The following is a 25,492-nucleotide window of genomic DNA, read 5'->3' as shown; positions in this document are numbered from 1 at the left end:
GTTTGCCCGGAATAAAATACTCATAAAAATTAATTTCTTAGAGTGATTTATTCTGGTGCAAGTTTTTGTCAAAGCAATTTTGGCGTGGTGAACGGTATGAAAAAAATTTTGCAGACCGCAGGGTTGATTGGTTGTTTTATTGGTTTATTGTGCAGTCATAATGTTCGTGCAGATAGAAACACTTATATAGAAACTACAGAGCACACTTTATATCTTATTGACAAAGATGTGCAGTCCGCAGCAGCGTTGATAAAACATAATCACCTTCCTAGCACGGCAGTCCGTGTAGCTAACCTCACAGATAGTAAACCCCAGCAGGGTGCGGTTGATGCAATCCATCTTGTTTCTCACGGTGGACCCGGGTGGCTTCAACTCGAAAATAAAAAAATCTATCAAGATACGCCAAGCTTTAAACTCCTCGTTGAGCAACTCGATGCGCTGTTATCTGAGCATGGAGTTGTTTACATCTATGGGTGTGATGTTGCAAAGGATCAAAAGGGCCGCGCGTTTATCAATGCGCTTAGTCGTGATTTAGGCCACACAGTATACGCGTCGATCGATAAAACGGGTAATTCAGAAAGTGGTGGAGATTGGTTGTTAGAATATGGGTCAAGTTCTAATGATGAAAGGCAAATTGCTCAACACATAGATGGCTTTTTAGGTGTCTTGGCTGCACCGAACGATGTTACCTTTCAAAATGGTGGTCCAGCCTTGCTCAGTAACCCGGTGACTTTTGATGGAGTGACTTACTCTCATGATTTACCAGCTACGGGTAAAATGGCACGCTATAATGACTCTGTTACAGGTAATGACAATTTTGGCACTGCCGATGGCCAAAACACGGATAATATCCTGCTTTATCATATGTCTGATGGTGGTACGTTGGATGCACCAACAGGCGATGTAGATTTTCGATTCAAAACTTCCAGTGGTGATGAGTTTAAATTGGTTTCTATGGAAGCGGGGGGAATCAGTAATGAAGGTAATGCGGTATCTAACTCTATCAACTATCAAGTAACGATCACAGGATATCGGGATAGTGCCAGTGTCGTATCTGATACCATTGACTTTCAAACATCTGATAGTGCCAATTCGGTGACTTATACCAAGAATTCAGGATACAACGATGGCGTATTAACTTTTGACAGTGAATGGCAGAATATTGACGAAGTCCGGTTTACTACGTCAGGTAAAAGTACCTTTGTGACTTTTGTGCATATCGATACCATTGATTTTGAAGCGGCTGTATCGGATAGCACACCTCCTTCGGTAAACGCATTGAGTATATCTGGCTCCCCAAATTCAAATGACTCTTCTATTACGTACACAATTACTTTTGACGAGTCGGTCGCAAATGTTTCAACGGATGACTTTGCAGTCACGACCGTATCAGGCAACGCGACAGCGACCGTATCCGGTGTTTCGTCATCGTCAGGATCATCTATGGATATTACCATTAGCAGCATTAGCGGAACAGGAAGCCTCAGGCTAGATTTGAACGCTAATACCAATATCGTTGATGCCTTGGGGAATGGTAACAATAACAATGGTTATGTCGCGAGTTTTAATGGCGCAGTGCATACCGTTGATAGAGATGCTCCAACGGTTAGTAATGTAACCTCTAGCGCTTCTGATGGGACCTATAAAATAGGAGATTCGCTGGCGCTTAGCGTCATTTTTACTGAATCTGTAACGGTAACGGGTACTCCGACAATTACACTTGAAACAGGCAGTACGGACAGAGCTGCGACCTACACATCAGGTAGTGGCACTGACACGCTCAATTTTACCTACACCGTACAGTCTGGTGATGTGAGTAATGACTTAGCTTACAACTCTGTGTCAGCGTTAGCCTTAGCTGGGGGCTCAATTAGTGATGCTGCAGGTAATGCTGCTGTGTTAACGCTTGCCACACCGGGAGACGCTAACTCACTTTCTGCAAACAAAGCGCTGGTGATTGATGGTATTAGACCGCAAGTAAGCAGTGTTTCATCAACCTCAGCAGACGGCACATATGTCGCTGGAAATGCGCTTACGATTACTGTGACTTTTGACGAATCTGTAACTGTGACCGGTACGCCTTCGTTAACAATGGAGACCGGGACAAGTGATACGGTGGCGACTTACACAAGTGGTTCTGGAAGCGCAACACTGAATTTTACCTATACCGTACAATCTGGTGATAGCAGTAGTGATTTGGATTACTTTTCAACATCTGCACTGGCTCTATCAGGTGGTTCAATCATTGATAGTTCAGGCAATGCAGCTTCTTTGACATTACCCTCACCCGGCGCTACAAACTCACTATCCGCTAATAAAGCATTAGTGATCGACGGGGTACCACCTTCGGTGACGAGCGTTTCTGCGTCTACGGCAAATGGGAGTTACAAGGTTGGCGATGTGATCACGTTGACGACCACATTTTCGGAAGTTGTAACGGTTTCTGGCACACCAACGCTAACGTTAGAAACTGGCGCGACAGACAGGGCCGCGAGTTATAGTAGTGGGTCTGGTAGCACCACTTTGAGCTTCACTTATGTCGTTCAAAGTGGCGATATTAGTGCTGATTTAGCTTATGTGTCCACAGCAGCACTGGCGTTAAACGGAGGAGCGATTAATGACGCGGCGGGTAACTCAGCAACGTTAACACTTGCGGTGCCAGGCGCTAGTAACTCTTTATCTGCCAACAAAGCGCTAGCTATTGATGGCGTTGTACCAACATTGGTTAGCGCAAATTCAGTGCCTGCTGCTGGCAGTTATGGTCATGCAGCTGGCGACAATATCGTACTTCAGTTCTCTGAAAATATTGCCTTTGGCAGTGGCAGCATTATGTTAATCAACTCTGCAACTTCTGTTGTGATAGAGAACTTTGATGTCACCACCGGGCAAGGGAGTAGTGGTGGTTCGGTTTCAGTTAGTACTAATACTTTAGTAATTAATCCGGGCTTAACGCTTGGGGCCGGACAAAGCTATGCCGTGCAGATTGCACCGACGGCGGTGGCAGATATTGTTGGTAATGCGTTCGCGGGCATAAACGATAACACGAGTTATGTATTTACGGTGGCTGCCAACGTTGTGCTTAGCGTCGATAACTCAAGCATCACCGAAAATGCAGGCGTGGCATCAGTGACCGTTGCATTACAAAACTCGTCAGGTAGTGCTTTTACAGCACCAGCAGATGTGGTGATGCAGCTTAGCTTTAGCGGTACGGCCACCGGCAGTGGTACTGATTACTCGCTCTCTGGGGGGATATCAGGGACTAATGTTACAATTAACACAGGGAGTACATCGCAAGCATTTACTGTTACCGGCGTTGATGATTCTCCTACAGTGGATGACAACGAAACGGTAATCGTTGATATTGATGTTGTCACAAGTGGTAATGCGGTCGAGCTTAACACACAATCCGTTACCATCACATTGGTTGAGAATAATGCTCCAACTATCACAGGCACGCCAAGCACATCTGTTTTTCAAAATGCAGCTTATAATTTTACCCCTCAGGCAAGTGACCTTGATGGTGATACATTAACCTTTAGCATATCAAACCAGCCAAGTTGGGCTAATTTCAACACCTCAACAGGTTCATTAAGTGGAGTACCGAGTAATAGTGATGTAGGTACGACAACAGGAGTGTTAATCAGTGTTTCTGATGGTACTACTTCTGCAAGTCTTTCGCCGTTCAATATTGAGGTAGTTAATGTTAATGATGCGCCAACTATAAGTGGCACTCCAGTAACCTCTGTTTTAGCCGGTACAGCGTATAGCTTTTCTCCGCAAGCGGCAGATGTAGACGGTGATACGCTAAGTTTCAGCATCAATAGTCAGCCTAGCTGGTTGAGTTTTAACTCAAGTACAGGTGAACTCAGTGGAACACCCGAAACTACCGATGCAGGCACCACGAGCAACATCATCATCACCGTGACTGACGGCAGCCTGTCGGCGAGCTTAGCAGCCTTTGACTTAACCGTGACTAGAGAAAACACAGCCCCTGTTGCTACTTCTCAAACCATCAATGTGAATGAAGACACTTCGATCAGTATTGTAGGCAAAGCAGAAGATGCAGAGCAAGACACATTGAGTTTCGCACTTGTTTCACAACCGGCTAACGGTGTACTTACGACTTCTAGTAACGGTTGGACTTATCTGCCCAATACAAACTTTAATGGTCAAGATAGCTTTAGTTACACCGCTAGTGATCAAGAGCTTACATCTGAAGAAGCGACAGTTACCATTAATGTAACTGCAGTTAATGATTTACCTGATGCGCAAGATGATGTCATTACACTGGTCCAAAATGAATCAGATTCTTACACTTTATCGGTGTTGGCTAACGACATTGATGTGGATGGCGACAGCCTTAGTATCGAAGGCGTGAAGGCGAGCATCGGCAGTGTGAGTATCGTTGGTGGTGAATTGAGTTACATAGCGCCAGCAGGCTTTAGTGGTGAGGTACAGTTCGGGTATGTTATTACTGATGGCAATAAAGGTAGAGATAGTGCCAGCGTAGACTTACAGATCACGGGGCCGAATGATGGACAAAAGCCAGTACTGACCGTTCCCCAAGATCTTGAACTAAATGCGCTGGGTTTGTATACCAAAGTCGATTTGGGTGTGGCTACTGCGGTCGATAGTTTAGGTAATCCGGTTCCAGTATCACTGGTAGATCAGATTCCGATATTCCCATCAGGTGTGAACAAGGTCTACTGGCAGGCGACAGATAGTAACGGTTTGCAAACTATCGATAAGCAAACGGTGACTATCCATCCGATAATATCACTTAGCAAAGACCAGGTTGTAGCAGAAGGTAATGACGTTACGGTTCAGGTATTACTAAATGGCAATGCGCCTAGTTACCCGGTTAACGTGAGTTATAGCGTTAGTGGCACTGCAGACAACTTAGATCACAGTGCACAAAGTGGCGAAGTAATCATAACCAATGGTACGAGTGCCGCAATTCAATTCAGCATCTTTAGTGATGATATTAGCGAGTCCGAAGAGTCCATCGAAATCTCCCTCACTGGCGCAGGAAACTTTGGAAGTAAAAACAGCACCACCATTCGTATCCGCGAAGGAAATATCGCACCGACAGTTGATTTGAGTGTCACGCAGCAGCAAGAAGAAAGGCTAACAGTCAGTCAATCAGGCGGGGTGGTTGTGGTACAAGCAACAGCAAAGGATGTTAATCAGCAAGATTTATTGAGCATCAGCTGGACTTCTACTTTGACCTCACAAACCGAAACACAGTCCAGCTTTACGTTTGACCCAAGTAATGTTCCTTCCGGAATTTACCCTGTGACGGCAGCTGTGAGTGATAACGGCGTGCCTGCACTTAGCGCGAAAGATACGGTCTATATCGAAGTAGTAGAAACGCTACTGGAGTTAGGCAGTGAAGATTCTGACGGAGATCTAATTCCTGATGAGGTGGAAGGGTATGCGGATTCTGACGGAGATGGCATCGCAGACTTCCTGGATGCAATAGCGGAATGCAATGTTGTACCAGAAAGAGTGCAAGATCAGGTCGCTTATTTAGCAGAGGGAGACCCAGGAGTGTGCTTACGTAAAGGAGCTGTTGCGGCGCAAAACAGCCGTGGTGGTTTACAGTTAGGTGATGAAATACTACAGGGAGGTTTACCAGCTGATAATGAAGTAAGTAATGTTGGTGGAGTGTTTGATTACATCGCTTATGGGTTGCCAGAGCCAGGGCAAACTTATCGCTTAGTATTACCTCAAGCACTTCCCATACCTGCTAATGCGGTTTATAGAAAATATACAGAAGCTGAAGGTTGGCGGGATTTTGTAGAGAATGCCAATAATAAAGTGTTTAGTAGTGCTGGAGAAACCGGATTCTGTCCACCTCCAGGGGGCACAGTATGGCAAGAAGGGTTGACTGAGGGACACTGGTGTATTCAACTGGAAGTGGAAGATGGTGGACCCAATGATGCTGATGGTGAGGTCAATGGTACCATTGTTGACCCCAGTGGTGTTGGCGTGTACTTGTCAGATAATCAAGTCCCAATAGCCAATGAAGATACTTATTCGATGCAATGGAATAGCACTGAAACATTCGATGTACTTGCCAATGACACTGATGCTGATGGCGATACGTTAAGCATTACACAAGCAAGTACGCAGTTTGGGGTAGTAGAAGTTACAGCGGACCAGCAACTTAGATATACACCTTCGGAGAACTTTGTTGGTGAAAATATAATAAGCTACGGCATCACTGACTCGCAAGGTGGAACTGGGTTTAGTTCAGTAACAGTTACCGTCACAGGTAATCAGCCACCAAAAGCGCAAAATGACAGTGCGCAAACGGCGCATCGCACATTAGTCACAGTTGATGTACTTACCAATGATTCAGATCCTGATGGAGATGAACTCACTATTACATTTGTAAGCGCTAATCGGGGAGAAGCTTACGTTAACGATGGCAAAACCATAAGCTACATGCCAAACGTCGGTTTTGTTGGGGAGGATACCATTACCTATCGTATAAGTGATGGTAACGGTGGCACAGCACAAGCATTGGTAATTGTCTCTGTGGCAGAGAATCAAGCTCCAATAGCTAACCCTAACCGAGCTGCTGTTGATAATATTTCTTCTATCCTAATTGATGTGTTGAGTAATGACACGGATCCTGAGGCAGATGCATTGACAGTAATCGCAGCCAGTGCAGAGATAGGCACGGTAGTCGTTGTAGATAATGGGTTGCTACGATATACACCCAAATCAGGTTATATAGGAACAGACTCAGTGAACTACACAATACAAGATACCTATGGTGCACAAGCAAAAGGTACAGTTAGTGTCAAAATCACCAAACCTGTTTCGGACGGAAGTGGTGGCGGCTTGTTCTGGATACTTTTGTTGGGACCATTGGCTTTATTGAGAAGAAAAGTCGCTTAGTTGATAATTCGTAGAGATGCCGAACTTGTAAGTTCGGCATTCTTTTTTGAATTATATAAATGTGGGCACTAGTTTTTAACTCGCTACCTCTCACCGCGGTGTCTCAAAGAATAGTGCATATGTGGAGCCTGGTTAAAACCGCGTTACGGGGCGCATAACGAGGGAGCTCACAGCAGTATAAAATTATCTTTGTTGTGCGTATCTTAAAATAGTTACTTATTTGGAGGTACAAAAGCAGAAAACGTAATTCATACTTGCATTGCGTGAAAAAATACGTACAATTCCGGAGCTTCCCAAACTGGGAAGCACAAACTTATTAATGAAAACAGTCAATCTATATAGAGGACGGTATGGTAACTATTCGTTTGCAACGTGGCGGCGCTAAAAAGCGTCCATTCTATCAAATCGTGGTTGCGGATAGCCGTTTCTCGCGTGACGGTCGTTTCATCGAGAAAGTAGGTTTCTTTAACCCGATCGCTGCAGGTCAGGAAGAAAAAGTACGTTTAGATCTAGCTCGTGTTGAGCACTGGGTAGGTCAAGGCGCATCTCTTTCAGATCGCGTAGCTAAGCTGGTTAAAGACGCTCGTAAAGCGGCTTAATAGGCGTAAGTGTAACCATGAGTCAAAATAACACCTCGACAATCGTTGTTGGTAAACTTGGTGCTCCTTATGGTATCAAGGGTTGGCTTAAGGTGCATTCATTTACTGATGATCCCCAAGGGATCTTCGATTTCAGCCCATGGTTGATAGGGCAACAAGGTAAATGGCAAGCACTTGAAGTGAGTGACTGGCGTCGTCACAACAAGGGCTATATCGCCAAGTTTGCGCAAGTAAACGACAGAGATCAGGCAATGGCTTATACCAATGCGGAAATCGCTGTTGATGCAGCGCAGCTCCCTGAGCTACCAGAAGGGGAGTTCTATTGGCGAGATCTCATCGGCATGTCTGTGGTAACTGACAAAGGTTACGATTTAGGCTTAGTTGATGACTTGATGGAGACTGGTTCAAATGACGTTTTGGTTGTGAAAGCAAACAAAAAAGATGCGTTTGGCCAATCCGAGCGTTTAATCCCGTTTTTAACCGATTCGGTTATTCTTGAGATTAAGCACGAAGAGAGAAAAATTACGGTAGATTGGGATCCAGCGTTTTAATGAGCGATCAGCAAAAGCTATGGGTTGGGGTGATTTCACTCTTTCCTGAAATGTTTGACGCTATCACTCAGCAAGGTGTGACAGGTCGAGCTGTTAAAAACGGTTTGATTGAGTTTCATTGCTGGAATCCGAGGGACTATGCCACAGACAAGCATAAAACTGTGGACGATCGCCCTTATGGTGGTGGTCCTGGAATGCTAATGATGGTGGAGCCTCTAAAAAAAGCCATTCTTGATGCAAAAACTGCAGCAGGTGATGGTGCGAAAGTAATTTATATGTCCCCACAAGGGCGGAAACTAGATCAACAGGGCGCGGCAGAATTGGCGCAGTCTAATAAATTGATTCTAGTTGCAGGTCGTTATGAAGGTATTGATGAGCGGATCATCGAGTCTTATATAGACGAAGAATGGTCCATCGGCGATTTTATACTGAGTGGCGGTGAACTACCTGCTATGACACTAATTGATGCAGTAGCGAGATTAGTGCCAGGCGTGTTAGGTCACAATCAATCAGCTGAGCAAGATTCATTTTCGGATGGTTTGCTAGATTGTCCTCATTATACTCGGCCAGAAACATTGGATGGTAAACAGGTGCCTGCTGTATTACTCAGTGGAAACCACCAAGCAATCGCTAAATGGCGCTTAAAGCAGTCCTTAGGGAGAACTTGGCAACGTCGTCCTGACTTGTTGCTTAACCTAGCTCTGACTGAGGAGCAAGCAACGCTACTTGCTGAGTATCAGCAAGAGCAAAATTGAGCTTGTGGCTAGAAGACAGTTACACCTAGGAATGTGAGAAATAAAATGGCAAAAGTAAACCAAAATATTATTAAAGAGCTTGAAGCTGAACAGCTTAAGCAAGACGTACCTGCGTTCGGCGCTGGTGACACAGTTGTTGTACAGGTACGCGTTAAAGAAGGCGAAAAAGAGCGTCTACAGGCCTTTGAAGGTGTTGTAATCGCTAAGCGTAACCGTGGTCTACACTCAGCTTTCACAGTTCGTAAAATCTCGAGCGGTGAAGGTGTTGAGCGTGTATTCCAAACGCATAGCCCTCTAATCAGCAGCATTTCAGTTAAGCGTCGTGGTGCGGTTCGTCGTGCTAAGCTTTACTACTTGCGTGAGCGTTCTGGTAAGTCTGCACGTATTAAAGAGAAACTTAACTAATACGTTGCATTTATCAATGCTGAAAAAACAGGTCGCATTTTGCGGCCTGTTTTGGTTTTAAAAATCAAGTTGACTACCTATTCTATGCATACCAACCCGCTTAACTAAGTGGTCTATTTTGAAGCAAGAAAACCTTGTCGATAGTTCCGTTCTCGCGTCCTGCTACCGCTAAGGTACCTACATCCATGCAGGCAAGGCAAACATTTCGTTATTGAGTTGTTCTAAATGAGAAGTTTTTAACGCAGCAATCGTCAGGTTTAATCTTTCAAAATGATTAAGTGTTATTGCCGATTGGTATTATACCTTTACTTCATTTCCATACCATTTGCTATCACGTCACGATAATTTCATGTCTGTCTACTTTTAAACCGCTACGGTTCTTGATAGACTCGCTGTATCGATAAATTTACTACCGTAATTAAAAGTTTACAGAATGATTGGGAATGAGGAATTAGATGAAATCCGTGCAGCGATTGATGAATGTGACAGTCAATTAGTTGAGATTTTAGCACGTCGAAAGTCACTGACTGAAAAAGTCGGAAAAATAAAACAGCAGCAAGGAGCGCCACTACATGTTCCTAAACGCGAAGCTTCGCTTATCAAAGCTAGACGTGCGGATGCCAGCAGTAAGGGCGTAAATCCCGATTTAGTAGAGGACATTCTGCGTCGTATGATGCGCGAGGCTTACGAAAATCAGCAGTCTGAGTTGGCATGTGCTGCACCGCAGTTGTCTCCAGTTGTGATTGTTGGTGGGCAAGGCGCGATGGGGAGATTGTTCTGTCAGCAGTTTAAACGCTCGGGGTATGAGGTAAGAATACTTGATAAGGATAATCAGGCTGAGGCAGAGCAAATATTACAAGATGCTAAGCTCGTGCTGATCAGTGTTCCTATCAATGCGGTAGAACAAGTAGTTCATAGCCTTCCAGAGCTTCCAAGCGACTGTGTACTTGCTGATATCACGTCAGTTAAGCAACACCCTTTACGAATATTATTGGAGAAGCACAGCGGCCCTGTAGTTGGTTTGCACCCTATGTTTGGTCCTGATATTTCTCATTGGGTGAAACAGACGATAGTTGTCTGTGATGGTCGAAAAGAACAGCAATATCATGGTTTGTTAGAGCAATTAAGAATCTGGGGAAGCCAGTTGGTAAAAATGGATGCTAAGAAACATGATCAGGCTATGCAGATCATCCAAGTTATGCGCCACTTAACCACGTTTGTTTATGGTCAATTCCTATCCAAACAATGCCACTCACTGAAAGAATTACGAAGTTGCTCGTCACCGATTTACCAGCTTGAGCTGATGATGGTCGGCAGACTGTTTGCTCAATCACCGGAACTGTATTCGGACATTATGCTTGCTCAATTTAATGATGTAGAGGGATTACTTGCGAGTTATCAGGATACATTCGCACAAACATTAGACAAACTCAAAAGTGGTGATAAAGCAGGTCTAATGGCTTCGTTCTCTCAAGCCAAAGAATATTTCTCCGAAAGTGCCAAGCAATTCTTATCACAAAGCCGTGGGTTATTGAACAAAGCGAATGATGCAAAAGTGCTTGATATGGAGTAAGCGAATGTAGCTGGCCATTTCGTGCTAGCGCATTGAAATGGCCTAGACAGCTACTAAAGTACGTCTACAGCTTGTAACGACTCACTTTGATAGCAACCGAGTAATCTTACATATTGAGTGTGGTCTTTTAAATTATCTAACGCGGTTTGGACATGCTTGTCGGCTACGTTGGCAAGCAGATCAACATAAAATACTTCTTCCCAAGGATTCCCAGGCACAGGACGTGACTCCAGTTTCACCATATTGATGTTGTGTTGTTTAAATACCATCAAAGCGTCTGCTAACGAACCCACATGCTGTTTAGTGGCCATAATCAAGCTTGTTTTAGTGGGGATCTGTGTCGAAACTTGTAAAGCTTTTCTTGCGACAACAATAAAGCGGCTGTGGTTTTCTGTTTGATTTGCCAGTCCAGGTTTAAGTACCTCCAGGCCAAAGCTTCTGCCAGCTTGAGCAGAGCCAATCGCTGCACTGTTAGGGTTCTCCGCGGCCAGTTTTAATGCACTAGATGTCGAGTCACAGGTTTCATGTTGGATATCACCAAGACCCTGAATAAAGCGGCTACATTGCGCAAATGGCTGATGGTGAGCGAAGATCTTATCTATGTCTTGCAGCTCGGTATCTGGTAATGCTAATAGGCAGTGTTCAACAGTGTGCGTTACTTCACCAACGATCGAAACCTGTGCATGCTGAAGTAAATCAAAAACCTCATTAATACTGCCAGAGCTGGTGTTTTCTATGGGTAAAATACCAAAGTCAGCTTGGCCTTTTTCTACTTGCTCTGTGATTTCTTCAAAGCTTTGGCAGCCTATTTCAACGAGCTTGCCCGGGCGGCGGCTGAAATATTTGTGACAGGCAAGCTGGCTATAAGAGCCTTGACCACCCAAGTAAGTTACGCGATGGGTGTCTCCTACTGTACCGGGGTTCAGACTCTTTTGCAGCATAGCTTGTTGATTGAGAACCGAGTCCTCTAAAATGGTTTGAAATACGCTGTTGATATAAAATGCGTCTAAACCTAAGGATTTCCCGTAGCGAATTAGCTTCTCTAGCAGCGCCTGTTCCCTAGCCTCATCCCGGATAGGCTTGTTGTTTGCAATTTTATACTCCAGCACACTGTGGCTGATTCTTCTGCGTTTTGCGAGTAAAATCAAAAGCTCAGAGTCGATTTCATTGATGTCATGGCGCAGTGCATCTAATGTGTCTTGTGTCATAGGTCCTCATTCCCATTTAGCCAAAAAAAAGCCTCCCGATGTTGGGAGGCTTAGCTATTCTTTTCACTCACGAACAGACAAGCCTCTTCATCTAAAGAAGCCAAAAAAGAAGTATGTGTTGTGAGTGATTTTATTGTTCATTTCATAATACCTGAAAAATACTGCCTACATTATTAACACAGGAATTTTTAAAAACAAGAGATATTTTCTTGTGAAATAGCTGTTTACATTTTTATGAACTAACCCTGCCAATTGGTCAGAATATTAGTATTCTGGTATATTCAATTAATCTCTAAGTTGTATACTCTCACAGGTGGCTCTTGAGCAATCGCCGTTTACCTCAAAGGTTTGGCATTAATTCATTGGGTATCAAGCTCTCTGTGTTTATTTCTGCAGTCAGTTTGGTGATAGCTGTGATTGCAGTTGCAGTTGTATTTAAACTCGAAGAAAAAAAGCAGCTTCTAGAAAGATATGAATCACTAAAATTAAGTGCCAATGCAGCTAGCGAGCAATTTAATAAATACTTGAGCACCAAAGTACAGTTGGCCCAGCAAGCTAACTCAGTGGTTTCGAAGCATGTGTTACACAGCGAGTTGAATTCTCCAGCAAAGCTATCGGGGCAGCTCGAAAAGCTTCCCCTATTTTATAAACATATTTCAGATAACGGCCTTTCTGCAGCTTTGCAAAAAAAGCTGTCAACGGCACAGCCAGATCTTGCCCTATTCGCTAAATCGGAAGATGTATTCAATATCTTGGTTCCGACACTATTAAATGATTTTTATAACTTCTATCTAAATTTACAAAGTGGTTTTGTCAGAATTGCACCACCAAACGCTTTAATTACAGGTTCCCCAAAGATATTGAGTAATGACTTACATCAACTGCCAACTCTTCATTCATCTCTAAACCCAACCAAGGAAACCGTTTGGTCCGAGATAACTTACGATGACATTTGGAACAAATGGACGGTTAGTTTGTTAACACCCTTATACATAGGGGAGCAGTACTTGGGCTATACCGGTCATGACATTGACCTGCAAACCTTAGTATCAAAAATACCGAGCTCAGAATCTAGAGAAGGTGTTGTTATCATTGATCAGCATGGGCGTATCATATTTGATAGCGGGTCCCTATATCCAGCTCAATATATGGATGCTCCATTTGATATAAGTGCCCCATCTGAGAGCTTTAACGATGTTGTAAAAGCAGTTATAAATACAAATTTACCGAATCTCCAAGGCCACTTTCATGCGAATGAGAAAGAATACATAATCCAGTTTAATCAGGTTCCAGAGCTAAGCTGGCACCTTGGTTTTTATATGCCTGTAGAAAATACTATTGCGCCACTGGAGCACCTTAAGGTGAAGTTTTTAGGGTTGTTCGCACTTTACGTTATCGTACTGACCCTATTGCTGCAACAAGGTTTGTCGAAAGCATTGCTTAGTAGGCTGAATAAAACAGCTTTGGCGATAAGAAGCTTTGGTAGAGGACAGTGGCAGCAATCAGAACTCCCTGTAAATGGAGATGAAATAGGGAACTTAAATCAAGCCTTTAATGACATGAAAACCGAGTTGTTGCAGTTGACTGAAGGGTTAAACCGTCGGCTTGCAGAAAAAGAGCAAGCAGAAAAAGCAGCCAATCGATTATCAAAAGCAGTGTCGTTTTCAGGTACGGCGGTTGCTATTACAGATGCACATTTTCAAATTGAATATGTTAACCCCAAGATGATAGAAATGACTGGCTTTGCAGAGTCTCATTTTATTGGTTTGCCATTGCTGCATATTATCTCTAGCGAAATGGCGATTTTAATTGACGATATCGATATTGATTTACGTAGCCGAAATTATTGGCGAGGGGACACTTTATTACAAAATGCTAAGTCAAAACCTGTATGGGTTAGCTTAAGTGTGTCCCCGATACGTGAAGAAACCGGTGGGATCTCCAGCTACGTAGCCTCAGCTCAAGATATTTCCTTTATCAAAGAGAGTCAGCGTAAGATGGAAGAGTTGGCTTACTATGATACTTTGACCGGTCTTGCAAATAGAACCTACTTCAGAATGCAACTTCGTAAGTCTATCGCGTTAGCGGAACGTGGACACTACGCCTTCGCTTTATTTTATTTTGATTTGGATGAATTCAAGCGAATTAACGACACGTTGGGACATGATGCTGGCGATCGATTACTCGTTGAAGTTGCTGAGCGATTAAAAAAACGGTTGCGGACGGAAGACACGATAGCACGCCTTGGTGGTGATGAGTTTGCCGTTTTGTTGAGTGGGATACAAGAGCGAGAGCATGCAATGGAAGTTGCCCACACAATTCAACGAACTATAGTGCAGCCTATTAAATTGGCGAACAATGAAGTGATTGTGAGCGCGAGCATTGGAATTACTATGGCACCGTTTGATAGCCACGAAGAGGAGCAGCTACTGAAGCATGCTGATTTAGCAATGTATCAAGCGAAGGCCAAAGGGAGAAATACCTTTCACTTCTACAGCCAAGACCTAGATGAAGCTGCAAGTGAACGCTTACATATTGAGAATGAATTAAGATTAGCATTAAAAATGAAACAGTTCTCATTGCACTACCAGCCTCAGGTTAATTGCCAGACAAATGAAGTTGTCGGTTACGAGGCGTTAACCCGATGGTTTCACCCTGATGAGGGGAATATTCCGCCTAGCAAATTCATACCAATTGCGGAAACCACTGGTCTCATTGTTGAGTTAGGTGCATGGGTATTAGAAGAAGCATGTCTGTTTTCTAGTCGCCTTAAAGCAAGCGGAAAAACTGCGAATATTTCCATCAATCTTTCGGCAAGACAATTTAAAGATTCAAAGCTTATCGAAACACTTGAAAATACGATAAAAAAAACCGCGATGGCACCTGAAAATTTGCATTTGGAGCTGACAGAAAGCATGTTAATGGGAGATGTTGAAGCCGCAATATCTCAGCTAAAAGAGTTGAAAAAGCTTGGTGTATCTTTATCCATTGATGATTTTGGTACTGGGTATTCTTCATTAAGCTACATAAAGCGCTTTCCAGTAGATATCTTAAAAATAGATCGCTCTTTTGTAAAAGATATTCCTGATGACCCAAATGATATGGAAATTACTGCAGCGATAATTGCAATGGCACAAAAACTAAATCTACAAGTCGTTGCTGAAGGTGTGGAAACTCAAGCACAAATTACATTTTTGATAAAAAACAATTGCTTTATAGTGCAAGGTTACTATTTCAGTGCCCCTTTAACAGAGCAAGAGATCTTAGAGCAAGGGCACTATCTAGGTAAACATAGCGAGCGTTAGCGGTTTGGCGGATCAACCGCCAGCGATTTTAACTTTAAAGCCACTTGATTCAAGTAACGACTTAAGTTTATCTCGGTCATCTCCCTGAATTTCTATTACGCCGTCTTTGATTGCACCGCCTTGGCCCATTTTCGATTTCAGGGTTTTAGCCAACTTCTTTAAGTCATGTTGCTCGCTGTCGATGCCAACAACGAGCATCACACCTTTACCTTTACGGCCTTTAGTTTGGCGTTCAATTCGAATTGCACCGTCTTTGAAAACTTTACTCGTAGGTTGTGTTTTTTGCTCTTTGGTATCAATACGACCGACGTCTGTAGAATATACAAGTCTTGATTCTGACATAGTGATTTATATCTCTAAAAAGCTACTTTCAGCCATGATATCAAAAACCAGATTAGTTGTTTTTAATTTTTTGCTAAATACCTCATACCGATTATATTTAAAGCAGACCATGGATAACAAATCAAATTAATTTAGGAGCTTAAGATGAGCTTGAGTACCACAGCGTCCTCCGACGGTAAGGTGTTAACAATCCAAATCAGGGGCAAATTTGACTTCAATCTAGTACAGTCTTTCCGCCAAGCGTATGCAGAACTTCACGAAAACACAAAAAAGGTTGTGGTGGACTTGCGGGATACTGATTATATGGATAGCTCTGCGTTGGGTATGCTTTTAAACATGAAAAAAACGTTGGGTACTTCTGTCGATAGCATTCAGATATCGAATTGTCGGCCTCAGCTCAAGAAAATCTTACAGATCTCTCGTTTTGATAAAAAATTTGAAATTGACTAATTAAACATGGTCTCTTCGAGCATGAATATTCTAGTGGTAGATGACCAGCCACTGAACTGCACGTTGCTGAAGACAATGCTTGAGCAGCAGGGTTACATCGTACATTGTGCCAACAATGGGAAGCTTGCCTTAGATATATTGGCTGAAAACGAAGTAGATATTGTGCTTTTGGACGTCCTGATGCCCGTTATGGACGGTTTTGAAACAGCTCCAAAAATTAAAGAACATGCCGGTAATGTTTATTTACCTATCATTTTTATCACTGCGCTTGAGGATCACCAGAGTTTTGAAAAATGTCTAGCGGTGGGTGGAGATGACTTTATTCATAAACCGTTTGATAAAATTATCCTTTCCGCAAAAATAAAAGCGCACGCCAGAACCCGGCTGCTCAGCCAGCAAACCAATGAACAAAGAAAACAACTTGAGTATCATTACAATCAAATTGAACGCGAGCATGAAATTGTTGAACATATATTCAGTAACGCGTTAGCGCAACAGCAAAAATATGCCAACATTTGTGATTATCATTTGTCGCCAGCTTCTATGTTCAATGGAGATATGTTACTCACTGCGAAAAGCCCAATGGGTGGCTTTTATTGTTTGTTGGGAGACTTTACTGGTCATGGTTTAGCAGCCGCTGTGGGCGCATTACCGGCATCTCGTATTTTTTATACAATGGTACAAAAAGGAATGGCGGTTAGTGATATTGCAGTAGAGCTGAATAGCGCATTGAGTGACTTGTTACCTGGCCATATGTTTTGCGCTGCTGCAATTGTTGAGTTGAGCAGCTCAGGGAAAAGTATTTCCGCTTGGGTCGGTGGGCTTCCCGATATTTACCTCATTGATAATCAGGGAAAATTACTGAAGACCATCGAAAGTCAGCATATGGCTTTAGGAGTTTTAGATAGTGAGGAGTTTGAAAGAAATATTCTGCATTTGGAAGTGAATGTAGGTCAACGATTAGTGATGGCCACCGATGGTATTGTTGAAACTGAAAATGAGGCTGGCGAATTTTTTGGTGAGGAAGCACTGATAGCTCTGTTGGCAAGCCGTACGAGGATAACGACAGAACAAATCATTGAAGAGGTAAAACATTTTAATGGTTCACTTGAGCAGCAAGATGATTTAAGTATAGCGATTATTGATTGCGTCGAAGGTATAGCGCTAAACACCCAGCCGACTGATTATTCTTCACTACCATTCAGCGTCTCGGTTACGCTAGACGCTGCGCAGATAAAAAATACAGACCCAGTTTTGGAGTTGGTTGATTTACTAAGTAGTCTTGAAGGTATTTCAGGCCATAGATCTAACATCTTCTTGTTACTCTCTGAGGCTTACAATAATGCAATTGATCATGGGGTACTCAAACTAAACTCGCAAATAAAGAACAATAAGGATGGATTTTTTGAATTCTATTCTCTGCGAGAAGAGGCGCTGAAAAATATTACAGAAGCGAAGGTTGAGATCTGCGCGAGGTATTGTCCTGAGCAGCTAAAATTGTTTTTTAGTGTTGAGGACTCTGGAAACGGCTACGATGTGATGGAAAATGACGGTGATACAGATGAACTTACTCATGGTAGGGGAGTAAATTTGCTTGATGAAATCGCTGAGCAGGTCACTTATAACGAAAGAGGCAATAAAGTCGATATTACCTATTCACTCATCTCTGACCTTTAGCACACTCTGCGTTAAGTTGGAGCTAAAAATTATTGGCAAGGGAATGGTTGCGTGGTAATCTGGCTTTAGTTTTGGATGTTTAGATGGCTAAAGAGTTGGATTACATTACCCTTAGTGACTTGCCAATATCACGTGATCTGTTAGATGCACAGCTAGTCAAATTGGATGCATATATAACCAAGCATTGCGCAGAACCGGTATGGTCGTATCAAATCCCTGAATTAGGAGAAGGTGGTGCATGTAGCTTGTTCGGTTATTTGCAAGAAGAACCATTTTTATTATCTGATTATATCGATTCTGACCCTAATATGGAGTTGGCTCTAACAAAGTTGCAAACCATTGTTGAGGCTGTGGTTGAATGTACTGGAGTTGACTGGTTTGGCATTTATCAAAGTCGGAAAATAGACGATGTTCAGCAACTATTGAAGCTAGCGTATTCTGGTGCACCAAGCAGACCATTATTTCCTATCACTGCAGCATTTGCTGAAACCTCCAATAATGTTCAAACTGTTATGAGTGGAAAGGCGAGAGTCGTCAACAATGTCTCTGAATATGTAGCTCAAGGTGGTGAATATTATACGTGTGATCCTAAGGTTCAATCAGAGACCTGTTTGCCTATTTTTGATGAATTTCAAAATTGTATTGGTATTGTTGATGCTGAGGCTTTTAGCACAGATTTCTTCACTGAAGAAGTGCTCGCATTATTGGCGGCAGCTTGTATCAGAATCCCACGTTTTTTACCGCAAACTTAATATTACACTCACTGTAAAGCTTGGTTCTAGAGAGTAGGAAGAGCTTTACAGTTGACGTGAATATTTCTCAGCTAAGCAGTAACTGAGAGCCATTAGAGTATGTTAGTATTATTTGAACAATTTTAGGTGACGAGCGTCACATGCTCGTGTTTATGCGTTAATTAAAATAAAGAGATAAGTCATGTTCTCAGAGCTGAAACCACTTCCGACAGATCCCATTTTAGGCTTAATGGCTGCATACAAGCAGGACACTAATCCAAACAAAATCGATTTAGGTGTTGGCGTATATAAAGACGAGCAAGGTAATACACCTGTGCTTCGTGCTGTTAAGAAAGCTGAAGCATTTCGTCTAGAAAATGAAACCACCAAATCTTACATTGGACTAGCGGGTAACTTGGACTTCTGTCAAAAGATGGAAACATTGTTACTTGGAGAACACCAGACGCTTCTTGCTAACCGAGTTCGCACTGCGCAGGCTCCTGGTGGCACCGGTGCGCTTCGTGTTGCTGCTGAGTTTATTAAGCGTTGTAACACGAATGCGACAGTGTGGGTAACAACACCAACATGGGCAAATCACATCAGTTTATTTGAAGCAGCGGGCCTCACAGTTAAAGAATACCCTTACTATGACTACGAAAATAAAGGGTTATTATTCGACGACATGATCAATGCACTAAAGCAAGTACCAAAAGGTGATGTGGTTTTATTTCATGCTTGTTGTCACAACCCTAGCGGCATGGACTTAAACGAAGAACAGTGGAAAGTTGTTGCTGAGCTGGCAAAAGAGCAAGGTTTTACACCGCTAGTTGATATCGCGTATCAAGGTTTTGGTAGCAGTTTAGACGAAGATGCAAAAGGTTTAAGATTACTAGCCGATAGTGTGGAAGAGATGCTTATCTGTTCTTCATGCTCAAAGAACTTCGGCCTCTATAGAGAGCGTATCGGTGCATGCTCTATTATCGCTAAAGACAGCGCTCAAGCTGATGTATCAAACTCGGTGTTACTAAGTGTGGTTCGTAGTATTTATTCAATGCCGCCAGCTCATGGTGCTGATATTGTGAATACGATTTTAAGTAGCGAAGAACTTACGCAAATGTGGTATCAAGAGCTTGATGAAATGCGTTCTAGAATTAATGGCTTACGTACCTTGATTAAAGAAAGCCTAGCATCAAAAGGCGTAGCTCAAGACTTTTCATTTATTGATCGCCAGCACGGCATGTTCTCATTCCTTGGTATCAACAAAGAGCAAATCGACAAGTTACGAGATGACTATTCTATTTATATCGTAGGTTCTAGCCGTGTCAATGTGGCAGGGATCAGTAAAGAGAATATTGATTACTTTGCAGACGCGGTTGCCAGCGTACTCAAGTAAGCTCACAAATTAAGAAAGATGTAGCAAAAAAGCCGCTTAAGCGGCTTTTTTGCTTTCTAGAGTGATAAAATGATGCGTTATAAGTTGCTTAAAGATAGATGAGTATGGCTACGCACTGGCTTTTTACGCTTGCTTGATTTTCGCTACCTTATCATCACTAGCATCAATTGTTTCGGCTTTCTTTTTTTCGGGTTGTTTCGCCGTAGGTTTGCCATTTTTCAACACTGAAATAAAATCGTCTTTTTGTTTTGCAATTTCAAGTGCAAGAGATTCTACTTGTTGGTCGCTCAACGGAACATCAACCTTCTCGAGCATTGCTTCTAACGCTTCCGCTACGTCTAACATTTTGTCGTAAGCATCGGCTTCTTTCTTTGAGGTGAAAGTCATACGCTCGACTCCATTTCTTTCAACAACATATTTAATGACAACTGCCATGGCTGTTCCCTTAATAACTGTTTTTTTATACAGTAATCTTAAATTGGTGATTATGCAAGTGATTTAATCCGAATCATCTATTACGTCAACTCGGTAATGTAAAAGTCAAAGCACCGAGAAAAGCGCGCTTAAAAAGATGCTTATAGTCGCTTGAACCTTGCTTGTTTTCACAAGCATTAGTCAGACTATGCATAAGTATAGCGAAACCATTTTGACAAATTATGAATATCCAACTTTATTTATAGTGCTGCTAGCGACTCAAGAGATAGTAGTTTTTTAGGAATTTCTTTAACACATGGAGTGTACTTATGTTTTTTAAATCATCACTGCTTATCGCAACACTTGCTGTATCTTCTTTTGGCTTGAATGCTCAAGTTTTAGAGGTCCAAGAAGCCTTTTCAGAAGCTAAAAGCCAATCGATCACTCAACTTAATATCAACACAGCTGATGAGTCTGCATTATCCAGTTTGCCAGGGATTGGCAAGCGTAAGGCCAAGGCGATTGTTGATTACCGAGAGCAGCATGGAAGCTTTCAATCACCAGAGGAATTACTGAATGTAAAGGGAATCGGTAAAGGTATTTTTGCAAAAATAGAGGGAAAAATTAAAATTTGACGATAGTGTGAGCTACTGTTTGAGTAGCTCATTTTTGATTTTGTTATGCTCTTCAATGGCTTCATCTAGCCGACTTATAGCGAACTGTATTTCAATTGGCGTGGTGAAAAGCGGGTATATTAAGCCAGCGATAACTAGTATCGGAAGCAATATCCAGCCTTCAAATATGACCAAACTGGCAAAGAACGGAGTAAGCAACGCAAGCTTAAAAATACGTAATAGAATTTTGTGCTTGGGGTTGAGTTTACCTAAAGCAATCGCCAAAACCATTTGCTTGTCACGAAGTTTAAGGTGACTTAATTTGTCTATTTGACTCAGTCTAAAGTACATAGCTATCTTTTAGTAACGTGAAAAAATAAGAAAACCACAAACAATGCGCTGTAAACTGCAAAGATGATTTCCATCCAACCCGGCATAGAAAGACCTAAGAATGACCAATCTATATTGCCACAGTCACCAGTCGCAGCGAAAAAGCTGGGTATCCACTCGTGTAGAGGCATAAAAGCGGGAAAATTTGGCACGAATTCGCAAGTGAACGCAAACGGATCGGTAGTGGTTTGCATATTGATGTGCTCACGAGCAATTAGATATCCCCAGATACTACTAATTCCCCAGCATACAAAGGCTATTGAGCGTACAAAGAACGAGCTAGGGTTCAACATACCTATAATGCCCGCACTGAGTAGACCAAGCACAGCCGTTCTTTGGTAGATACACATGATGCATGGTTCCAAACCCATGGCATACTGAAAATATAGGGCTGTTGCCTCAAATAGCAGAGCTGATAGTGCTAACAGTCCCCACGACTGTCTGGAAAGATGAAAAGATGAAATTTTCATGGGCAGAGGAACCTTTTTTTGTTTTATTATGCTTTATCAACAGTTGCTTCGGCAACCATAACTGTGTTCAAGCTGATATTTATCGCGCTTAGATTCGACCTATAGATTTTGCAAAAGTTCGAAGTCTAAGCGCGAGCTAGCTTAGCATGACCGAGGTTCTTTGTGTTTTCTTCCCGGTGAAGGATAATTTTTAGTTAACTTTAAGATTTCTTATGTGTAACGAGTCTCGCTCAATAGGCTTACCATGAAGGATGACAGTCTGAATATCGTTATAAGCGGCGATAGTTTGTAGTGGATTACTATTCAATAATAGCAAGTTAGCCACTTTTCCTAACTGTAAAGAACCGTAGTCCTGCTGCAGAGCAAAAGCTTCTGCGTTATTTAACGTTGCTGCGGCAAATAGACTGACCAAATCAACACCAGCTTGGTACATCATTGTCAATTCTTGATAAGTTGAAAGCCCTGGCTGTGAGGCGTATGTTGGTGCTGGTGGTGTATCAGAGCCGAGCAACAGTGTTGCACCATTTTCGTGTAAATAACGCAGCGCAATTTCACCTGCAGCAAATGTTTTGTTCATATAAGCTACTTTTTGCTCATTGCTCATATCACCCCAACCGCTATTCATTTCACGAGAAAACCACTGTCCGGCCTCAGATTGGTACCATTTAATTTGTGTTTTTGGCAGCACGGTCTCATAGTCGGACGTAAACGAAAAGGTTTCATCGGTTACATTAGTGAGTGATTTCATCACGTTTAGTGTTGCCTGATAAGCGATGCCATTCTCAATTATCTTATCTAATACGGCTTTTATTTCAGGCGGCAGCGCATTTTTCGAGTCATGTGATTGGTAATCTAGCCAGCTCCATAGTCCGTGAGCCATAATATTTACTTTGGCATCGACTGCTAGTTGTTGCATATCGACTGCATTGGCATGCGCCATGACTGGAAGTTTGAGTTTACTTGCCGTCTTTGTGACTGCTCGGGCACTCTCTTTGGTAATGAGTGGAATATCACTTCTAGCACCAAACCCATCCTCGAAATAAAGCTTGGCACAGGTTGCGCCATCCGATTTCATTCGTGTCAGTGGCGCATCATTCTGATGAAGAGCAAGCTGCTGAGTTGGTATTTTGTGAATAGGGTCAGTATGTTGATGAATAAAATAAGGACGGTGTTGATGTAACTCTGAGTAATCAAAATCTTGTCCATTGTAACCCTGATAAATTGGCATCGCGCCACAAAAGTAGGCGTCTGGTGAAAGGCTGTGTTGTGAAAATGCGTCCATACCTTCTGCGGTATTAGACGGGTCAATGACTTGAGTCACGCCAAAATATAGATAATTTCGGCCTTGCCTTTGTAAAAATTGCTCTTGCATGTTATCTGCGTTAGCGTCACTTCTCAAAAGTCCAGGCATGGTTTTCAAGTGAACATGGCTGTCAGTGAGTCCAGGCATTAAAAATTTACCGCTTGCATCGATAATGCGTAGTGCAGAAGGCTTTTCTTTTGCATTAGAAACCTGAATAATTCTACCCTCATTTATTGCTACCCAGTGGTTTGTCATTGTTTCGACTTGATGTTTGTTTTTTGGAGTTAAAATAGTTGCATTTTCAATCAGTAGTTCAACTTGTGCATACAGAGATTGAGAGCTAAGAGCTAATATTGCGGTGATAAGTGATTTATATTTTTTCATTGTTTAGTCCAGTTAGAGATAGGTTTGGTTAACGTGGTTTGGAGAATAACGAGCTACAGTTGTTTATGTTTAATTTCTAACTTAATAAACTCTGAAATTTTTCTTAAATAAAAATAAAACTATAACTATCATTAGGTTAAAAGGTGCTTCTCATTGAAAAATTTGCGTCTAGGTAATTGGATAATTGAACCAGAGTTGAATCAAATTAGTCAATGTATTGATGGTGATGTGTATACACTGACGCCAAAGGTTATGAAACTACTCCTAGTATTGGTCGAAAGCGACGCAAAGCCTCTCAGCATCGATGAAATTGTAGAGTTAGTTTGGAAGCCAAAAATTGTATCAGACAACTCGGTATATCAGGCTATCGCGCAACTGAGAAAAATACTCAATACCGATCCTCAGTTTGAAGACTATATAGAAAGAATTTCGGGGCAGGGTTACAGGATTTCTCCAACAATAGTTACGCCACAAACTCAGTTTCCAGAGCTTCGCTTGGCTCGAAAGTTCAAATATACAAGTCTTCTAATAGCCACTGCTTTAACAGTAATAACTGTGGTGTTGGCAATACTCATATATAGAGAAGGCTCACCGGCCACCCAGCAACAGCAATATTTTGATGAACTGTCGTTGGCGAAACACTTATCACACAGTACCGAACCCAAAAGCCTTGAACGGGCAAAGTCGATATATCAACAAGTATTATCCAAGCAAAGCGATAGTCTCGCGGCATTAAGTGGCCTCTGTAACACTTATATGGAGCTTAGTGTCTATGGTGATGTGTCGGAATTTGAATTGTTGTCGTTATGTCGGCCACTGCTAGAAAAAGCAGAATCATTAAACCGGGAGCACATCGAGGTCATCACCTCACTTGCTCGCTTTGCAATGACAGAAGAGAATTTGCAACTAGCGGGTGAATATTTTCAACGAGGGTTTGAAGTATCGCAGACGCATCCACGTTTGTGGCATTGGTATGGTCGATATCTTCGCGATCAAGGAAAGGTAGAAGAAGCGTTAGCTGCGCATCAAAATGCGTATCGTTTGGCACCCAATGATCCCGTTATTATTCGAGGTTTTGCCTATGCTTACTTAACCAACCGAAAACTTGATGAAGCAAGGAGGTACTTTGAACGTAGTGTTGAAGTTGCACCTCATACTAAGAATAACCCGCTCTATGCTTTGGATTTTTATCGATTGAATGCCAATCGTGCTGAGCAGTATCTAAATTGGTATCAAAAAAATAACACTGAGTACATTAAACTGTATCCAGCTCATCAGCTGAGTCATGTACTTGTGTTATTGAGCTTGGGACGTACTCAAGAAGCGCTCGACTATTACCAAAATGCCACAAATATTCGCTCGATTTCCAAATCGTTTCAGCTGTATGTTGAGGCTGGACTCGCATGGCAGCAAGGTAATAACACTAAAGCGCTAGAGCTATTGCGTCAACGATATGAGTTGAGTATGACCGGAAATCACTATGTCATGCCTTACGTATTGGCGTTAATTATGAGCGACCAAGCAGCGCATGCGCTGCAAATATTCGAGCGACACTTTTCTGCCATTAAAAACCTTGAAGCGCCAGTAATAGGAAATGAAGGGCAATATCTAACCTATGCGATGATGCTCAAACTAGCGAAACAGCAGGAGCAGCTAGGATCCGTTGTGCACTTACTGGAAATATATAGAGATCAGCAACATGTTATACCCGACGCGCTCTTACCATTTTGGTATGGAATAAAAGGTGATACCGAAAAACAACAACAAAGTCTCAAAAATTTATTTGCACAAGGATGGTTGCCAGATTACAACGATAGTTTTTTTTCACAGCACCTTTATTTGCTATTTATCAACGATGAGCAGTTTAAGCAGCAATGGCGTAAGGGTATAAAAGAACGTCAAGCCTCGCTAACTTCTACCAATGATAGAAAAATGGATGATTTTTGAGCCTTAAAAAAGCTAAAAGGATGGTATTCAATACTGGGATGATTTGTTGCTTGTTAGTTCGGCTTCATCTGG

The 25,492-nt window shown here is 42.3% G+C and carries 19 protein-coding genes; 13 read left to right on the top strand and 6 right to left on the bottom strand.

Annotated features, from left to right (window positions below; translation table 11 throughout):
* The first annotated feature begins 96 nt into the window (after positions 1–96).
* The 6 genes from ACSLBF_RS11820 to tyrA all read left to right on the top strand — a co-directional run bounded on the left by ACSLBF_RS11820 (position 97) and on the right by tyrA (position 10,792).
* Positions 97–6,909 carry an Ig-like domain-containing protein gene (locus ACSLBF_RS11820; RefSeq protein ID WP_440053593.1) on the top strand — a complete coding sequence of 2,271 codons (6,813 nt, stop codon included), beginning with the start codon at positions 97–99 and terminating at the stop codon, positions 6,907–6,909.
* Between the two features lie 350 nt (positions 6,910–7,259).
* Positions 7,260–7,508, top strand: coding sequence for a 30S ribosomal protein S16 (gene rpsP, locus ACSLBF_RS11815; RefSeq protein ID WP_440053592.1), 249 nt, complete (start codon positions 7,260–7,262; stop codon positions 7,506–7,508).
* Positions 7,509–7,525: 17 nt separating this feature from the next.
* Positions 7,526–8,059: a ribosome maturation factor RimM gene (rimM, locus tag ACSLBF_RS11810; protein WP_440053591.1), complete on the top strand. Its 534-nt coding sequence runs from the start codon at positions 7,526–7,528 to the stop codon at positions 8,057–8,059.
* Entirely contained in the window at positions 8,059–8,814 is a 756-nt protein-coding gene (gene trmD / locus ACSLBF_RS11805; RefSeq protein WP_440053590.1) for a tRNA (guanosine(37)-N1)-methyltransferase TrmD, read from the top strand. The genes rimM and trmD overlap by 1 nt, the downstream gene beginning before the upstream one ends.
* Positions 8,815–8,859: 45 nt before the next feature.
* Positions 8,860–9,219 (top strand): 50S ribosomal protein L19, encoded by a 360-nt coding sequence (rplS, locus tag ACSLBF_RS11800; RefSeq protein WP_440053589.1) that lies wholly within the window; start codon positions 8,860–8,862, stop codon positions 9,217–9,219.
* A 433-nt stretch (positions 9,220–9,652) separates the two neighbouring features.
* A complete protein-coding gene (gene tyrA / locus ACSLBF_RS11795; RefSeq protein ID WP_440053588.1) occupies positions 9,653–10,792 on the top strand; it encodes a bifunctional chorismate mutase/prephenate dehydrogenase in 1,140 nt (379 codons plus the stop codon).
* Between the two features lie 53 nt (positions 10,793–10,845).
* On the opposite strand, the gene ACSLBF_RS11790 is transcribed toward tyrA, so the two are convergent.
* On the bottom strand, positions 10,846–12,000 hold the full coding sequence (locus tag ACSLBF_RS11790; RefSeq protein WP_440053587.1) for a chorismate mutase: 1,155 nt from the start codon (positions 11,998–12,000) through the stop codon (positions 10,846–10,848).
* 320 nt (positions 12,001–12,320) lie between these two features.
* On the opposite strand from ACSLBF_RS11790, the gene ACSLBF_RS11785 reads away from it, so the two are divergent.
* On the top strand, positions 12,321–15,305 hold the full coding sequence (locus tag ACSLBF_RS11785; RefSeq protein WP_440053586.1) for an EAL domain-containing protein: 2,985 nt from the start codon (positions 12,321–12,323) through the stop codon (positions 15,303–15,305).
* A 12-nt stretch (positions 15,306–15,317) separates the two neighbouring features.
* Here ACSLBF_RS11785 and ACSLBF_RS11780 read toward each other — a convergent pair whose 3' ends face one another.
* Positions 15,318–15,647 carry a stress response translation initiation inhibitor YciH gene (locus ACSLBF_RS11780; RefSeq protein ID WP_440053585.1) on the bottom strand — a complete coding sequence of 110 codons (330 nt, stop codon included), beginning with the start codon at positions 15,645–15,647 and terminating at the stop codon, positions 15,318–15,320.
* Between the two features lie 144 nt (positions 15,648–15,791).
* Here ACSLBF_RS11780 and ACSLBF_RS11775 point away from each other — a divergent pair, with 144 nt between their 5' ends.
* The 4 genes from ACSLBF_RS11775 (at position 15,792) to ACSLBF_RS11760 (ending at position 19,898) form a co-directional block, all read left to right on the top strand.
* A complete protein-coding gene (locus ACSLBF_RS11775) occupies positions 15,792–16,097 on the top strand; it encodes an STAS domain-containing protein (RefSeq protein WP_440053584.1) in 306 nt (101 codons plus the stop codon).
* A 21-nt stretch (positions 16,098–16,118) separates the two neighbouring features.
* Positions 16,119–17,774, top strand: coding sequence for a SpoIIE family protein phosphatase (locus ACSLBF_RS11770; protein ID WP_440053583.1), 1,656 nt, complete (start codon positions 16,119–16,121; stop codon positions 17,772–17,774).
* A gap of 83 nt (positions 17,775–17,857) precedes the next feature.
* Positions 17,858–18,526, top strand: coding sequence for a GAF domain-containing protein (locus tag ACSLBF_RS11765; protein WP_440053582.1), 669 nt, complete (start codon positions 17,858–17,860; stop codon positions 18,524–18,526).
* A gap of 181 nt (positions 18,527–18,707) precedes the next feature.
* A complete protein-coding gene (locus tag ACSLBF_RS11760; protein WP_440053581.1) occupies positions 18,708–19,898 on the top strand; it encodes an amino acid aminotransferase in 1,191 nt (396 codons plus the stop codon).
* A gap of 123 nt (positions 19,899–20,021) precedes the next feature.
* Here the strand turns inward: ACSLBF_RS11760 and ACSLBF_RS11755 are convergent, their stop codons facing one another.
* Positions 20,022–20,333 (bottom strand): YebG family protein, encoded by a 312-nt coding sequence (locus ACSLBF_RS11755; protein WP_440053580.1) that lies wholly within the window; start codon positions 20,331–20,333, stop codon positions 20,022–20,024.
* A 308-nt stretch (positions 20,334–20,641) separates the two neighbouring features.
* On the opposite strand from ACSLBF_RS11755, the gene ACSLBF_RS11750 reads away from it, so the two are divergent.
* On the top strand, positions 20,642–20,947 hold the full coding sequence (locus ACSLBF_RS11750) for a ComEA family DNA-binding protein (RefSeq protein WP_440053579.1): 306 nt from the start codon (positions 20,642–20,644) through the stop codon (positions 20,945–20,947).
* A gap of 12 nt (positions 20,948–20,959) precedes the next feature.
* Here the strand turns inward: ACSLBF_RS11750 and ACSLBF_RS11745 are convergent, their stop codons facing one another.
* The 3 genes from ACSLBF_RS11745 to ACSLBF_RS11735 form a co-directional block, all read right to left on the bottom strand.
* Entirely contained in the window at positions 20,960–21,277 is a 318-nt protein-coding gene (locus ACSLBF_RS11745) for a hypothetical protein (RefSeq protein WP_440053578.1), read from the bottom strand.
* A gap of 2 nt (positions 21,278–21,279) precedes the next feature.
* The gene (gene dsbB / locus ACSLBF_RS11740) at positions 21,280–21,786 is read right to left on the bottom strand and encodes a disulfide bond formation protein DsbB (protein ID WP_440053577.1); all 507 of its coding nucleotides are present in this window, start codon (positions 21,784–21,786) and stop codon (positions 21,280–21,282) included.
* Positions 21,787–21,976: 190 nt separating this feature from the next.
* On the bottom strand, positions 21,977–23,473 hold the full coding sequence (locus ACSLBF_RS11735; RefSeq protein WP_440053576.1) for an amidohydrolase family protein: 1,497 nt from the start codon (positions 23,471–23,473) through the stop codon (positions 21,977–21,979).
* Between the two features lie 153 nt (positions 23,474–23,626).
* Here ACSLBF_RS11735 and ACSLBF_RS11730 point away from each other — a divergent pair, with 153 nt between their 5' ends.
* Complete coding sequence (locus ACSLBF_RS11730) at positions 23,627–25,420, top strand: tetratricopeptide repeat protein (RefSeq protein WP_440053575.1); 1,794 nt, start codon at positions 23,627–23,629, stop codon at positions 25,418–25,420.
* Positions 25,421–25,492 lie beyond the last annotated feature (72 nt).

This window comes from Pseudoalteromonas sp. T1lg65 (assembly GCF_051930985.1).
Classification (GTDB): Bacteria; Pseudomonadota; Gammaproteobacteria; order Enterobacterales; family Alteromonadaceae; genus Pseudoalteromonas.
Note: the sequence above shows the minus strand (reverse complement) of the source record. Positions and strands in the feature narration are given on the sequence as shown.